This window comes from Streptomyces regalis, from assembly GCF_001509475.1.
GTDB classification, from domain to species: Bacteria; Actinomycetota; Actinomycetes; order Streptomycetales; family Streptomycetaceae; genus Streptomyces; species Streptomyces regalis.
The window spans coordinates 20,349-35,240 of record NZ_LLZG01000009.1 but is presented as its reverse complement, the minus strand read 5'-3'; the positions used below and the strand labels follow the sequence as shown (position 1 = coordinate 35,240).

General features: G+C 71.0%; 9 protein-coding genes and 2 pseudogenes. 9 read left to right on the top strand and 2 right to left on the bottom strand.

Features of this window, described 5'->3' with window-relative positions:
• From treS to ADL12_RS03060, 8 genes and pseudogenes are all read left to right on the top strand, one after another.
• Positions 1-1,252: maltose alpha-D-glucosyltransferase (gene treS, locus ADL12_RS03095; RefSeq protein ID WP_062698182.1), on the top strand; the 1,252-nt coding region annotated here is incomplete at its 5' end.
• Positions 1,253-1,293: 41 nt separating this feature from the next.
• Positions 1,294-2,655 (top strand): maltokinase N-terminal cap-like domain-containing protein, encoded by a 1,362-nt coding sequence (locus ADL12_RS03090; protein ID WP_062698180.1) that lies wholly within the window; start codon positions 1,294-1,296, stop codon positions 2,653-2,655.
• A gap of 4 nt (positions 2,656-2,659) precedes the next feature.
• Positions 2,660-4,884: pseudogene (gene glgB, locus ADL12_RS03085) on the top strand (1,4-alpha-glucan branching enzyme).
• A gap of 133 nt (positions 4,885-5,017) precedes the next feature.
• On the top strand, positions 5,018-6,925 hold the full coding sequence (locus ADL12_RS03080) for an AMP-dependent synthetase/ligase (protein WP_062698179.1): 1,908 nt from the start codon (positions 5,018-5,020) through the stop codon (positions 6,923-6,925).
• 216 nt (positions 6,926-7,141) lie between these two features.
• Entirely contained in the window at positions 7,142-8,524 is a 1,383-nt protein-coding gene (locus tag ADL12_RS03075; RefSeq protein ID WP_062698186.1) for an NAD(P)/FAD-dependent oxidoreductase, read from the top strand.
• Between the two features lie 68 nt (positions 8,525-8,592).
• Positions 8,593-10,837: pseudogene (locus ADL12_RS03070) on the top strand (FUSC family protein).
• Positions 10,838-10,873: 36 nt separating this feature from the next.
• Positions 10,874-11,095 (top strand): hypothetical protein, encoded by a 222-nt coding sequence (locus tag ADL12_RS03065; RefSeq protein WP_062698176.1) that lies wholly within the window; start codon positions 10,874-10,876, stop codon positions 11,093-11,095.
• A gap of 311 nt (positions 11,096-11,406) precedes the next feature.
• The gene (locus ADL12_RS03060; RefSeq protein WP_062698174.1) at positions 11,407-11,862 is read left to right on the top strand and encodes a cyclic nucleotide-binding domain-containing protein; all 456 of its coding nucleotides are present in this window, start codon (positions 11,407-11,409) and stop codon (positions 11,860-11,862) included.
• A 3-nt stretch (positions 11,863-11,865) separates the two neighbouring features.
• Here the strand turns inward: ADL12_RS03060 and ADL12_RS03055 are convergent, their stop codons facing one another.
• Both ADL12_RS03055 and ADL12_RS03050 read right to left on the bottom strand, forming a co-directional pair.
• Complete coding sequence (locus ADL12_RS03055; RefSeq protein ID WP_062698172.1) at positions 11,866-13,173, bottom strand: MFS transporter; 1,308 nt, start codon at positions 13,171-13,173, stop codon at positions 11,866-11,868.
• A gap of 78 nt (positions 13,174-13,251) precedes the next feature.
• Positions 13,252-13,866 carry a LysE/ArgO family amino acid transporter gene (locus tag ADL12_RS03050; RefSeq protein WP_062698170.1) on the bottom strand — a complete coding sequence of 205 codons (615 nt, stop codon included), beginning with the start codon at positions 13,864-13,866 and terminating at the stop codon, positions 13,252-13,254.
• 66 nt (positions 13,867-13,932) lie between these two features.
• On the opposite strand from ADL12_RS03050, the gene ADL12_RS03045 reads away from it, so the two are divergent.
• Entirely contained in the window at positions 13,933-14,841 is a 909-nt protein-coding gene (locus ADL12_RS03045; RefSeq protein ID WP_062698168.1) for a LysR family transcriptional regulator ArgP, read from the top strand.
• Positions 14,842-14,892: the final 51 nt, after the last annotated feature.

Genomic DNA, 14,892 nt, shown 5'->3' with positions numbered 1-14,892 from the left:
CCGCATCATCTTCGTCGACACCGAAGCCTCCAACTGGACCTTCGACCCGGTCCGCAAGCAGTACTACTTCCACCGCTTCTTCTCCCACCAGCCCGACCTCAACTACGAGAACCCGGCCGTGCAGGAGGAGATCCTGGCCGCTCTCCGCTTCTGGCTGGACCTGGGCATCGACGGCTTCCGGCTCGACGCGGTGCCCTATCTGTACGCGGAGGAAGGAACGAACTGCGAGAACCTGCCGGCCACCCACGAGTTCCTCAGGCGCGTCCGCCGTGAGATCGACGCGATGTATCCGGACACGGTGCTGCTGGCGGAAGCGAACCAATGGCCCGAAGACGTCGTCGACTATTTCGGCGATTACCCCAGCGGTGGCGACGAATGCCACATGGCCTTCCACTTCCCCGTCATGCCGCGGATCTTCATGGCCGTACGACGGGAATCCCGCTACCCGGTCTCGGAAATCCTCGCCAAGACCCCGGCCATCCCCTCCGGCTGCCAGTGGGGCATCTTCCTGCGCAACCACGACGAGCTGACCCTCGAAATGGTCACCGACGAGGAACGCGACTACATGTGGGCGGAGTACGCCAAGGACCCGCGGATGCGCGCCAACATCGGCATCCGCAGGCGGCTCGCCCCGCTCCTCGACAACGACCGTCACTCGATCGAGCTGTTCACCGCCCTGCTGCTGGCCCTGCCGGGCAGCCCGATCCTCTACTACGGCGACGAGATCGGCATGGGCGACAACATCTGGCTCGGCGACCGCGACGCCGTCCGCACGCCGATGCAGTGGACCCCGGACCGCAACGCCGGCTTCTCGTCCTGCGACCCGGGACGCCTCTGCCTCCCCACGATCATGGACCCGGTCTACGGCTACCAGGTGACGAACGTCGAGGCCTCCATGGCCTCCCCGTCCTCGCTCCTGCACTGGACCCGCCGCATGATCGAGATCCGCAAGCAGAACCCGGCCTTCGGACTCGGCTCCTACACCGAACTCCAGTCCTCCAACCCGGCGGTGCTCGCCTTCCTGCGCGAATACGAGGACGACCTCGTGCTGTGCGTGAACAACTTCGCGCGATTCGCGCAGCCCACCGAGCTCGACCTGCGCGAGTTCAGCGGACGCCACCCGGTCGAGCTGTTCGGCGGGGTCCGTTTCCCGGCCATCGGTGAACTGCCGTATCTGCTGACCCTCGGGGGCCACGGCTTCTACTGGTTCCGGCTCTCCCGAGTCGCATCCCGCATCGGCAGACGACTTTGAGCGTGAGCTACGAGCGTGTGCCGAGGAAAGGACGGGTCCCCATGCAGAAGACCGCATCTCCCCGACCGAGCCGTACGGTCGACGCGAGCCCCATGGCCTCGCTCGCCGGGCTGCTGCGCGAATGGCTTCCACGGCAGCGCTGGTTCGCGGGCAAGGACCGGCCCGTCACGGACCTGGCGCTGCTGTCGATGACGGAGCTGTTCCCGGGCTGTCTGCATCTGCTGGTGCACGCCGGTCACGCGGGGGTCCCCGCGCCCGGGGGCGCTCCTCCGGCCGGTGACTGCTACCAGCTGCTGCTCGGCGTACGGCAGCATCTGTCGCCGCGGCTCGGCCGGGCGCTCATCGGCCGTGCGGAAGAGGGGCCGCTGGCCGGTCTGACGGTCTTCGACGCGTTGCAGGACCCGCGGTCGGCCCAGCTGCTGCTGGAGCGGCTGCGGCATCCGGGCGCGTCCGGCCCGCTGCGCTTCGAGGCGGACCCGTCCGTGTCGGTGCCGGCGGCTCTTGTGCCGCGGCTGCTGGACGCGGAGCAGTCCAACTCCTCGCTGGTGTACGGCGACGCGTACATCCTGAAGCTCTTCCGGCGCATCCAGCCGGGCGTCAACCCCGACCTGGAGCTGTCCGGCGCGCTGGCCGAGCAGGGCTGCCGTCGCGTACCGGCCCCCGTGGCCTGGTTCCGGACGACGCATCCCTGGGAGGCGACGCTCGGTGTGCTGCAGCCGTTCCTGCGTGACGCCTCCGACGGCTGGACGCTGGCGCTGGACGCGCTGGCCTCGGGGGGCGACTTCACGGCGGAGGCCCGTCAGTTGGGGCGGGCGACGGCGGAGGTGCATCTGGCGCTGGCCTCGGCCTTCCCCTCCCGCGCGCACGGCGAGAACGGGCGTACGGCGGCGGCGATGACGGAGCGCCTGGAGATCGCCGCGCACTTCGTCCCCGCGCTCCAGCCCTACGTCCCCGGCCTGCGCACCGCCTTCGGCGCCCTCGCCAGCTGCGATCCCGGGCCGCCCGCCCAGCGCATCCACGGCGACCTGCACCTGGGACAGGTGCTGCGGGCCGGCCGTGAGTGGTTCGTCATCGACTTCGAGGGCGAACCGTCCCGCCCGCTCGCCGAGCGGCGCGGCGTGCACTCGCCGGTGCGGGACATCGCCGGCATGTTGCGTTCCTTCGACTACGCCGCCCGGCAGCGCCGCCCGTGGCGTCCGGAGTGGGCGCGCCGCTGCCGGGAGGCCTACTGCGCGGGCTATGCCGCCCTCGCCGGCTGGGACCCGCGCAAGAAGCACGGCTTGCTGCGCGCATATGAGACCGACCGCGCCGTGTACGAGGTGCTGTACGAGGCCCGGCACCGACCCGACTGGTTGCCCGTACCTATGGCGGCGATCGAACGCCTCGCCGTGAGAGGAGCCTGACCCCATGGCCCTGCACGAGACCTCGCGCCCCGAGTCGGCCGGACCGGGCCGGAACGCCGCCGCGCCTCCCCTGGACCCGGCCGACCGTGGGCGCCTGCTGTCGGGCGCCCACCACGATCCGCACGCGCTGCTCGGGGCGCATCCGGTCCCGGGCGGGATCGCCCTGCGGGCACTGCGCCCGTTCGCGCGTGCGGTGAGCTTCGTGGTCGACGGCGAGCGCACCGCGCTCGTCTCGGAGGGCGACGGCCTCTTCTCCTGCGTACTGCCGCTGGACGCGATCCCCGCGTACACGCTGCTGGTCTCGTACGAGGAGGGCGGGGCCGACGAGCGCGAGGTCCACGACCCGTACCGCTTTGTGCCCGCCCTCGGCGAGCTCGACCTCCACCTCATCCGCGAGGGCCGGCACGAGGAGCTGTGGAAGGCGCTCGGCGCCGAGCCGATGACCCATCAGGGCGTGGCCGGCACCCGCTTCACGGTCTGGGCACCGAACGCCCAAGGCGTGCGGGTCGCCGGGGACTTCACCTGCTGGGACGGGACGGCGTTCCCGATGCGGTCCCTCGGGGCGTCCGGGGTGTGGGAGCTGTTCCTGCCGGGCATCGGCGAGGGCACCCGGTACAAGTTCGAGATCACTTCCCGGTACGGTCACCGCTTCCTCAAGGCCGACCCGATGGCGCGCTGCGCGGAGGTCCCGCCCGACACGGCGTCGATCGTGCACGCCTCGCACTACGAGTGGGGCGACGAGAGGTGGATGGCGCACCGGGGTGACGTCCCGGTGCACCAAGCCCCCTTCTCGGTCTACGAGGTTCACCTCCCGTCGTGGCGACCGGGTCTGACCTACCGTCAACTCGCTGAGGAGCTGCCCGCGTACGTCCGCGACCTCGGCTTCACCCATGTCGAGCTCATGCCGGTCGCGCAGCACCCCTTCGCCGGTTCCTGGGGCTATCAGGTCACCGGCTTCTACGCGCCGACCGCACGGCTCGGGACGCCCGACGACTTCAAGTACCTGGTGGACGCGCTGCACCAGGCCGGCATCGGGGTGATCGTGGACTGGGTGCCGGCCCACTTCCCCAAGGACGACTGGGCGCTGGCCCGGTTCGACGGGGACCCGTTGTACGAGCCCGGAGACTCGCGGCGGGCCGAGCATCCCGACTGGGGGACGTTCGAGTTCGACTACGGGCGTACCGAGGTGCGCAACTTCCTCGTCGCCAACGCCACGTACTGGTGCGAGGAGTTCCACATCGACGGGCTCCGGGTGGACGCCGTGGCCTCCATGCTCTACCTCGACTACTCGAGGGACTCCGGGCAGTGGGCGCCGAACGTCTTCGGCGGGCGGGAGGATCTGGACGCGATGGCGTTCCTGCAGGAGATGAACGCGACCGTGTACCGGCGCAACCCGGGGGTCGTCACGATCGCGGAGGAGTCGACCGCCTGGGGCGGGGTGACCCGGCCGACCGACAGCGGCGGGCTGGGGTTCGGGCTGAAGTGGAACATGGGCTGGATGCACGACTCGCTGCAGTACATCACCAAGGAGCCGGTCCACCGCAAGTACCACCACAACGAGATGACCTCCACAACGAGATGACCTTCTCGATGGTGTACGCCTACAGCGAGAACTACGTCCTCCCCATCTCCCACGACGAGGTGGTGCACGGCAAGCGGTCGCTGGTCTCCAAGATGCCCGGCGACTGGTGGCAGCGACGTGCCAACCACCGGGCGTACCTGGGCTTCATGTGGGCCCACCCCGGCAAGCAGCTCCTCTTCATGGGCCAGGAGTTCGCCCAGGGCGCGGAGTGGTCGCAGGCGCACGGGCCGGAGTGGTGGCTGCTGGATCCCGGGTATGCGTCCGCGGGTGACCATCGGGGCGTGCAGGACCTGGTCCGTGACCTCAACACGTTCTACCGGGCGACGCCTGCCCTGTGGGAGCGGGACACCGACCCCGCCGGCTTCCAATGGGTGCTCGGCGACGCCGCCGACGACAACGTCTTCGCCTTCCTGCGGTTCGGCGCCGACGGCGACGTCCTGCTCGCCGTCTCCAACTTCTCCCCCGTCGTCCGCCACGACTACCGCCTGTGGGTGCCGGACCACATCGACGCCTGGCAGGAGACCCTCAACACCGATGCCGCGCACTACGGCGGGAGCGACGTCACCAACCCCGACCCCCTCAAACCGGAGGACGGGCACATTCGGTTGACGTTGCCTCCGCTCGCCACGGTGTGGCTGTCACCCTGACCGAGCCGAGATCACCGAACGGGATCAATTGTCAGTTCTCGACACCACGCGCTCTCAGCTGGGCTAGATTCGGGCAGCACCGATAACAGTACTCATCGGTGACGTCACACCCAGTACGCATCAGGAGCAGCGCATGCGCGATCTCGGCCTCGCTCCCCCGACCGTCACGCCCTTCACAGGGGGGCTCGCCGACAGCGTCTTCGAGACGGCGGCCCTCGATCCCACACTGCCGATGCTCGCGCGCCGCCCCGACCCCTCCTCCACCACCTGGGAGGAGGTGACCGCCGTGGAACTGCGCGACGAAGTGACCGATCTGGCCAAGGGACTGATCGCGTCCGGGATCACACCGGGCCACCGGGTGGCCATCATGGCGCGCACACGTTACGAGTGGACGGTGCTCAGCTACGCGTTGTGGGCGGTGGGCGCCGAGGTGGTCCCCATCTATCCGACGTCGTCGCGCGACCAGGTCGAGTGGATCCTGCGGGACGCCGAGTGCGTGGCCGTGGTCGTCGAGGACGAGCAGGCGGTCATGACGGTCGGCTCCGTGTGCGGATCGCTGCCGCGGCTGCGCCATGTCTGGCAGCTGGACGCGGGAGGGTTGCAGCAGCTCGTGGAGCGGGGCGAGTTCATCCCGCTCGCCACGGTCGAGTCGCTGCGCCGCATCGTGCTGCCGGACTCCACTGCCGCCGTCATGTACACCTCCGGCACAACGGGCCGTCCCCTGGGCTGTGCGCTGAGCCACCGCGGGCTGGCGAGCCCCTGCGACACACTCCTCGCGGGCTGGGGCCACACGGTGATCCCGCCCGGCGAGCAGCAGGCGTCGGTGCTTGCCTTCCTGCCCTTCTCCCATGTGTACGGCCTGGTGGTGCAGGGGCTGTGCATCCGCGGCGGAATGATGATGGGCCACGAGCCCGACCTGAGCGAGGCGGCACTGTCGGCGGCGCTGCGTACGTTCCGCCCCACCTACTTCTGCGCCGTACCGTCGATCTTCGAGAAGATCTACAAGAACTTTCTGCGTACGGCTCAACAAGCGGGCCGGGGTGCGCTGTTCGAGCGAGCCGCGGACACCGCGCGGGACTTCGCGGCGGCTCTGGAACGGCAGCGGCTGGGCGGCGGGCCCGGGCCCGGTTTCGATCTTCGGCTGCAACACGCCCTGTACGAACGGACGGTGTACCGCAAGCTGCGGGCCGCGCTGGGCGGCAGAGTGTGCCGGGCGACGTCCGGCGGCTCGCCCCTGAACCGTGAACTCTCCCTGTTCTACGAGGGCATCGGCATCTACGTGAACGACGCCTACGGCCTCACCGAAACCAGCGGCGGGGTCACGGCGCAGCCGCCGGGCCGGGAGATGTCGGGGACGGTCGGGCAGGCGCTGCCGGGCATGGACATCCGGGTGGCCGACGACGGGGAGATCCTGGTGCGGGGGCCGTCGGTGTTCCAGGGCTACGTCAACGACGAGGCCTCGACGCGGGCGGCACTGCGCGGCGGCTGGCTGGCCACCGGGGACCTCGGGCGGCTGGACTCCGACGGCTATCTGACGATCACCGGGCGCAAGAAGGACGTCATCATCACGAGCAGCGGCAAGAGCGTCTCCCCGGCGCTCCTGGAGCAGCGCCTGAGGCAGCATCCGATGATCCATCAGGCGGTGGTCGTGGGCGACAACCGGCCCTGCGTCGGTGCCCTGATCACCCTGGACCCGGACTTCCTGGCGTACTGGCGCGAGTCCCTCGCGGTGCGCAGCGACGCGCGGATCCGTCAGGCGCGGGAGGAGAACGCGCTGCGGGAGGAGCTCGCCCGGGCCATGGCCGCCGCCAACAGCGCGGTGTCCCGCTCGGAGTCCATCCGCGTGTTCCGGGTGCTGCCGGAGACCTTCGACGTGGCCAGCGGCTTGCTGACGCCGTCGATGAAGCTGCGCCGGGACGCGATCGTGCGGCACTACGCGCTGCAGATCGACGCGATGTACCAGGCCCGCTCGCGCGCGCCCCGGGACCACGTGGTGGACGAGCTGGCGCACTGGGACGACGCGGACAACGTCTTCCGCTGAGCGCGCCCTTCCTCGAACACTCGTACATGTCTTTCGCTTCCGAACCGGTGTGCCCCCGCGCAGGTTGGGGCAGGGTGGCTGTCGACGGGTTCATCTGCCTGCCGCACCCGGCTGGCGGAACGGCCGGTGGCGCGGTGGGATCGATGCGTGCGAAGCAGCGATCCAGGGGCAGGCGAACGACGTCGAGGCAGACCGCCTGGAGCCGCAGAAGGGAACATCACCGTGACACGACCCAGGATCCTGGTGGTTGGCGCAGGCTTCGCCGGAGTCGGCTGCGTTCGCCGGCTGGAACGCAAACTCTCCCCCGACGAGGCCGAGATCACCTTGGTGACGCCGTCCTCCTACCAGCTCTACCTGCCGTTGCTGCCCCAGGTAGCCTCCGGCGTCCTGACGCCCCAGTCGATCGCCCTGTCGCTGCGTCGCAGCCGCAAGTACCGCACCCGGATCATCCCGGGCGGCGCCATCGGCGTGGACCTCGGTGCCAAGGTCTGCGTCATCCGCACCATCACCGACGAGGTCGTCAACGAGCCGTACGACTACATCGTCCTGGCCCCCGGCAGCATCACCCGCACCTTCGACATCCCGGGGCTCACCGACAACGCGTACGGCATGAAGACGCTCGCGGAGGCCGCGTACCTTCGCGATCACGTCATCTCCCAGCTGGACCTCGCCGACGCCAGCCACGATCCGGCCGAGCGCGCCGCACGGCTGCAGTTCGTGGTGGTCGGCGGCGGTTACGCGGGCACCGAGACGGCCGCGTGTCTGCAGCAGCTGACCCATAACGCGGTCAAGCGCTATCCGCGGCTCGACCCGAAGCTGATCAGGTGGCATCTGATCGACATCGCGCCGAGGCTGATGCCCGAGCTCGGCGAGAAGCTGGGCAGTGACGCCCAGGAGATCCTGCGCAAGCGGGGCATCGAGATCTCCCTGGGCGTGTCCATCGCGAAGGCGGGTCCCGACGAGGTCACCTTCACCGACGGCCGCGTCGTCCCCACCCGGACCCTGATCTGGACCGCCGGTGTCGCCGCCAGTCCGCTCATCGGCACGCTCGGCGCGGAGACGGTCCGGGGGCGGCTCGCGGTCACGGCCGAGATGAGCCTGCCGGGCCACGACGGCGTGTTCGCCCTCGGTGACGCCGCCGCGGTACCCGACGTGGCGAAGGAGGAGGAGGGCGCCGTCTGCCCGCCCACCGCCCAGCACGCCATGCGCCAGGGCAAGGTCGTCGCCGACAACGTCATCGCGGCCCTGCGCAACCAGCCGCTGCGGCCGTACAAGCACAAGGATCTCGGCCTGGTCGTCGACCTCGGCGGCCGCGACGCCGTCTCCAAGCCCCTCGGCGTCGAGCTGAAGGGCCTGCCCGCCCTCGCCGTCGCCCGCGGCTACCACTGGTCGGCGCTGCGCACCAACGTCGCCAAGACCCGCGTCATGACGAACTGGCTGCTCAACGCCGTCGCCGGGGACGATTTCGTGCGCACCGGGTTCCAGTCGCGCAGGCCGGCCAAGCTCAAGGACTTCGAGTTCGTCCACGCGTATCTGACGCCGGAGCAGCTGCGGGCACAGGTCACCGGGAAGGACGGCGCCGAGGGGACGGATGGGTGAGGTGACGGCCTCGGCCGGACCGCGATCCGGGGCATGAACGGGGAGAGAGCGGGAGAGAGTACGGCGGCGTGAGGGCAGTGGGACGGCCGGTGCGGGCGCGACTGCGTGACCGTGTCGCGGCGTCGGACCCCGGACTGCTGCGGCTGACCGCCGGGCTGCGCACGGCGGGCGCGATCGCCCTCGCGGTCGCCGTGCTCGCCCTGCAGGGCACCGATGTGACCCACCTGGTGGCGGGGGCCCTGGCGGCGATGGTCGCCACCTTCGCCATCCGGGAGAAGCAGCGCGGACAGCAGGCCGTCACGCTCGCCCTGGGCCTGCCGGCGGCGCTGGCGTCCATGACGTTGGCGGCGGCTCTGCACAGCCGTGTCGTGGCCGGCGACCTCGTCTTCGTCGCGCTCATCTTCTGTGCCGTCTACGGCCGCAGGTTCGGCGACCGCGGCACCGCGCTCGGCCTGATCGGCTTCCAGATCTACTTCGTGTCCCTGTTCGTCGGCGCGACCATCTCTGCTCTGCCCGCGCTGTACGGCGCGGTCGCCGTGGCCTTCGCGTGCAGCGCGCTGGTGCGTTTCGTCCTCGTTCCCGAGACGCCGACGGGGGGTGCTCGAGCGGCTGCGCGGGGCCTTCCGCGCCCGGCTGGCCCAGTTGCTGTCCGCGCAGCTCGACCTGCTGGACGCCGGTCCTGACGAAGCGGACCGGGCGCTGGAGCGGGTGCGCGAGGGCACCGCGCGCCTGCACGAGACGGCGCTGCTGATCCAGGGCCGGCTGGCGGAGGGGACCGCCGACGAGGCCGTGGCCCGGCTCGTCCAACGGCGCGTCGCGGACGCCGAGATCGCCGCCGAGCGCCTCGGGCTGTCGCTGCTCGCCGCACGCGGCGCCGAGCGGGCGGACACGCTGGCCCTGCATCTGCCCGGAGCGCCCTTCCCCTCGGGCGGCCGACTGCCCGTACGGGAGGAGGCGACCGTCACGCTGCGCCGTGACCTGCAGGCGCTGCGCCTGCTCGTCCTGCGTCCGGTCGGCCAGGCCACCGGAACCGCGCTGTCCCGCGTCCGCAACCGGCTCCTCGGCTACCGCGACGAGGAGAATCTGCCCGACGCCTCCCCCGCCGTGCAGGACGCCTTCCGGGCCGTCGGCGAGGCCACCCGCGCGGTCCTCGGGCTGCGGATCGCCCTCGGCGGGCCCCAGGACGAGTCCGACGACACCCCGGCCACGGCCCGTTCGCGCGAGGAACTGGACGCGGAGGACGCCGTGCTCGACGCCGACGCGGAGGAGGCCCCGGAGCAGCCCACCGGACTGCGGCGGCCCACCACGCGTGCCGCCGTGCAGGTGGCCGTCGGATCGGCGCTGGCCATGGTCGGCGGCGAGCTGCTGTCCCGGGACCGCTGGTACTGGGCGGTGCTGACCTGCTGGATCGTGTTCCTCAACACCGCGTCCACGGGCGAGATCCTGGTCAAGGGCTATCGCCGCCTGCTGGGCACGGTGCTCGGCGTCCTGGCCGGGATCGTGCTGGCGGGCGCCGTCGGACGCCACACGTGGACGGCGTTCGCGCTGGTGCTGCTGTTCGTCTTCGCCATGTTCTACTCGGCACCGCTGTCCTACACGCTGGTGTCGTTCTTCGTCACCGCCGCGCTCGGGCTGCTCTACACCCTGCTGCACACCTACCGCCTCTCGGTGCTCGTGCTGCGCATCGAGGAGACGGCGCTCGGCGCGGCCTGCGGGGTGATCGCGGCCGCACTGGTCCTGCCGGTGCAGACGGACCGCCGTACGAACGAACTCCTCGCCACGGTCCTCGAACGGCTCGGCGAGGTCACCCGCAGCGCCGTCGAGCAGCTCAGCGGCGGGCCTGCCGCCGACCTGCTCGACCAGGCGCGCGATCTGGACCAGGCGCTGGCCGATCTGCGTGCCGCCACCCAGCCCCTCACGCATCCGGTCACGCCCCTGCGGGCCCGGCGGGAGACCGCACGCTACGTCGTCGCGCTGCTGGAGACGTGCGCGTACCACGCACGTGCACTGGCCGCGACCGCAGAGCTGCTGCCCACCCACCCCTCGATCGCGGCGGACCCCCGGCTGCGCCGGGCCGCACGGCGCATCGCGCACAACATCGATGCGATCGCCGCTCACGTCACCGACGAACACGCCACGGCCCGGATCGAGACCGGCCCGAGCATCGCCTCGCTCCTCGGACCGGCCGCGCCCGGCGCACCGCGCTACGGCCGGGTCACCGACCGTGTCCTGCGGCATCTGCAGCGTCTCGACGAAGGCGTGGCCGGTCTGGCCCGTCCCCTGGGTGTGCCGGTGAAGGCGTCGGACGGATGACTGCTCATCGGGCCGATACCGGGGTACGCGGATGACATGACCGATGTCGTGGACTCAGACGAACTGTTGCGGCGCATGCAGCGCGCCAGGGCCTGTGCCCGGCAGGAGGAGCGGACGTGGCGGGCGAGGAGCGAGCAACTGCGGTCGGCCGACCCCGACGGGGCCCGCGACGCTGCCGTACGGACACTGGCCTACGAGGCCGTGGTCACTGTGCTCGAGGAGATCCTGACCCCGGGCAAGCACCACGAGCAGACCTGACCGGAAACATGGATCGGAGTGAAACCGGTCACGTACCCCGGTCCCGAGTACGCAGAATCCCCGTAGATGGTTTACGGTTCATTCATACGTGGTCACGGGGTAGACCGTATCCGTCCCCCGCGCACCACCACCTACGGCCCTGGCTGGTCTCCCCCGTCCAGCCAGGGCTTTTTCATGCCCTCGGCGCCCCCGCAGCGCGCGGGTCCCCGGCCGAAACCGCCCTCCGCCGAGGTGCTCACGACGTCAGCAGCAGCTGAAATGGACGCAGGGAAAGCCCCGGAACCTCAGTCGCCGGCGAGGAGCCCCGTGTCATGACCAAAGCGATCAAACTGCTGACCGCCCTACCGCCGTCTCAGCGTGAGCGCCTGATGTCGCTCGCCCGGGAGGTCTCCTTCCCGGAGGACGCCCGGATCTTCGAGGCGGGCGGCACGGCCGACCGCTTCTGGGTCATCCGCTCGGGAGCCGTCTCCCTCGACCAGCGGGTGACGTCGATCCAGCGGGTGACCGTCGCCAGCCTCGGCGCGGGCGACCTGCTCGGCTGGTCCTGGCTGTTCCCGCCGTACCAGTGGGACTTCGGCGCGGAGGCGTTCAGCCCCGTGCGGGCCTACGAGTTCGAGGCGGCGGCGGTGCTGCGGCTGTGCGAGGAGGATCCGGCGCTGGGGATGTCCCTGGTGCGGCATGTCGCCGAAATCCTCGCGCACCGGCTGGAGTTGACCCGCGGCAGGCTGATGGAGCAGTACGGGCAGCACGGGCGCAGTGCGCTCTGAGGCTCAGACGCGGTAGCGGCGCAGGGCGGGCAGCGCGGCGGCCAGGCCCAGCATGACGACGACGACCAGCAGCCCGCCGCCCACCGTCGCCGTGCGTGCGCCGAAGGCCGAGCCCGCCGTGCCGTGCAGGACGTCGGCGAGCCGCGGACCGCCCGCGACGACGACCGTGAAGACCCCCTGCATCCGCCCGCGCATCTCGTCGCTGGCGGCGGACAGCAGGATCGCCCCGCGGAAGACCATCGAGACCATGTCGGCGACCCCGGCGAGGGCGAGGAACATCACCGCGAGCCACAGGCTGCCGCTCAGCCCGAAACCGGTGATGGCGGCGCCCCAGGCGACGACCGCGCCGATCACCATCCAGCCGTGGCGGCGGGCCCGGGAGAACGTGCCGGAGAACAGCCCGCCGGCCACCGCGCCGATCGGGATCGCCGCGAAGAGCAGGCCGAGGGCGAGCCCTTCGCCGTACGACGCGTAGGTCTGGCTCGCCAGTTGCGGGAACAGGGCGCGGGGCATGCCGAGGACCATCGCGACGACGTCGGCCAGGAAGGACAGTAACAGCACCTTGTGCAGGGCGATGTAGCGGAAGCCCTCCGCGATCTCGCGCACGCCCGCGCGTCGCTTCGTCGTGACCGTCGCGCCCGCCAGGGGCGGCAGGGCGGGCAGTCGTACGACCGCCCAGAGCGTGACGCACAGGGCCAGCGCGTCGATGAGGTACAGCTCGGCCAGGCCGATGACGGGTATGAGCGCCCCGGCCAGCAGCGGTCCGACCACCTGGCCGGTCTGCATCACGGTCGAGCCGAGGGCGCTCGCGGCGGGCAGTTCGTCGGCGGGCACCAGGCGGGCGATGGAGGCGTTGCGGGCCGGGGCGTTGAGCCCCCAGAACGCCTGCTGCACGGCGAGCAGCACCATCAGCGCGGTCACCGACTCCAGGCCTGTGACGGCCTGGAGCCAGAACAGCACCGAGGTGACGGCGATGCCGCTGTTGGTGATCAGCAGCAGTTTGCGCCGGTCCATGCTGTCGGCGATCGCCCCGCCCCACAGGGCGAACACCACGAGCGGCAGCAGTCCGGCGAGGCTCGCGGCGCCGACCCAGGCCGAGGAGCCGGTGATGTCGTAGATCTGCTTGGGCACGGCGACCGCGGTGAGCTGGCTGCCGACCGCCGTGACGATGGTCGAGGACCACAGGCGGCGGTAGGCGGGGCGCCGCAGCGGCCGGGTGTCCATGGCCCAGCGGCGCCAGCCGCTCCGCCGGGATGCCACCGAAGAGGGGTCCTTCTCCTGTGGTTCCGTGCTGCTCTCGCTGGTGTCCACGCGCTTCCTGGATGCTCGTTACATCTTTCACGTCGGGGATCACTATCGCAGCACCGGCCGGGTGTTCGGATCCGTGTCTCAGCTTCCGGCGATGAGGCCGACACCCAGGGCGATCATCGTCGCGGCCACCAGTCCGTCCAGCACCCTCCAGGCCACGGGCTTCGCGAGGTGACGGCTCAGCAGCCGGGCCCCGAAGCCGAGGGCGGCGAACCAGCACAGGCTGGCGCACGCGGCGCCGAGGCCGAACGTCCAGCGCATCGGGCCGCGGTCGGCGGCGACCGTGCCGAGCAGGAAGACGGTGTCGAGGTAGACGTGCGGATTGAGCCAGGTCATCGCGAGGCAGGTCAGCACCGCCCGGCGCCGTGACCCCGCCGCGTCGCCGTCGGTCAGCAGGGCGCCGCTCGGCCGGAACACCCGGCGCGCGGCGAGGGCGCCGTAGCAGAGCAGGAACGCCCCACCGATCCACGCGACCGCCGTCAGCACGCCGGGCCACGCCACGACCACCGCGCCGACGCCGGCCACGCCCAGGGTGATGAGGAGCGCGTCGGACAGGGCGCAGATGCCGACGACGGCGAGGACCGCGTCGCGGCGGATCCCCTGGCGCAGGACGAAGGCGTTCTGGGCGCCGATGGCGACGATCAGCGAGAGGCCGGTGCCGAATCCGGCGGCCGCGGTGGCGAGGGCGTTGGTCATGACATCGACGCTAAGGAAAGGATCACTGCAAGTACAGCTAAAGATTCTTACGTATCATTAGCGCTCGTGAAGACAGAACTGACCGAGCTTCCCCTCGACCAGGTGCGGACGCTGCTCGCGGTGGTGGACGAGGGCACCTTCGACGCGGCCGCCGCCGCGCTGCATGTGACGCCGTCGGCGGTGAGCCAGCGGGTGAAGGCGCTGGAGCAGCGCACCGGGCGGGTGCTGCTCGTGCGGACCAAGCCGGTGCGGCCGACCGAGTCGGGCGAGGTCGTCGTCCGGTTCGCCCGCCAGCTGGCGCGGCTGGAGCGCGATGCGCGGGCCGAGCTCGGCATGAGCGGTGCCGGGGAGGCGACCCGGGTCTCGATCGCGGTCAACGCGGACTCGCTGGCGACCTGGTTCCTGCCGGCCCTCACACGCGTACCTCAGGAGCCACGGCTCAGCTTCGAGCTGCGGCGGGAGGACGAGAGCCGTACGGCGTCGATGCTGCGGGAGGGCCTGGTGATGGCGGCGGTGACCTCGTCACCGGATGCCGTGGCGGGGTGTTCCGTACGTGCGCTGGGCCGATTGCGCTATCTGGCCGCGGCGAGCCCTGAGTTCGCCGACCTCCATCTCGGCGGCGCGCTGCGCGACGCACTGGTGGAGGCCCCGGTGATGACCTTCGACCGCAGTGACGACCTCCAGGACGCATTCGTCCGCAGACTCCGGCGCAGCCGCACCGGCGCGAGTGCCGTACGGCACTACGTCCCCACCTCTGAGGGCTTCCTGTCGGCCGTGACCGCAGGACTCGGCTGGGGCCTGATCCCCGAGGTCCAGGCGGAACCACTCCTGAAGGACGGCCGGCTCGTGCAGCTGGCCCCGGAACGACCGGTGGACGTCCCGCTGTACTGGCAGCAGTGGAAGCTGGATTCTCCGGCGTTGGTCGCGGTCACGGAGGCTGTGACGGCAACGGCCGCCGAGGCGTTGCGCGGCTGACCTGGTCGGGGGGGTCCTGCCACGCCCCAAGGGGCCCGGGGCTGTGTTGAT

Coding starts and splice junctions, on each gene's coding strand:
- ADL12_RS03050 (WP_062698170.1), bottom strand. CDS start 13,866: ATGACCAACGCCCTCGCCACCGCGGCCGCCGGATTCGGCACCGGCCTC.
- ADL12_RS03065 (WP_062698176.1), top strand. CDS start 10,874: ATGACCGATGTCGTGGACTCAGACGAACTGTTGCGGCGCATGCAGCGC.
- ADL12_RS03080 (WP_062698179.1), top strand. CDS start 5,018: ATGCGCGATCTCGGCCTCGCTCCCCCGACCGTCACGCCCTTCACAGGG.
- ADL12_RS03090 (WP_062698180.1), top strand. CDS start 1,294: ATGCAGAAGACCGCATCTCCCCGACCGAGCCGTACGGTCGACGCGAGC.
- ADL12_RS03060 (WP_062698174.1), top strand. CDS start 11,407: ATGACCAAAGCGATCAAACTGCTGACCGCCCTACCGCCGTCTCAGCGT.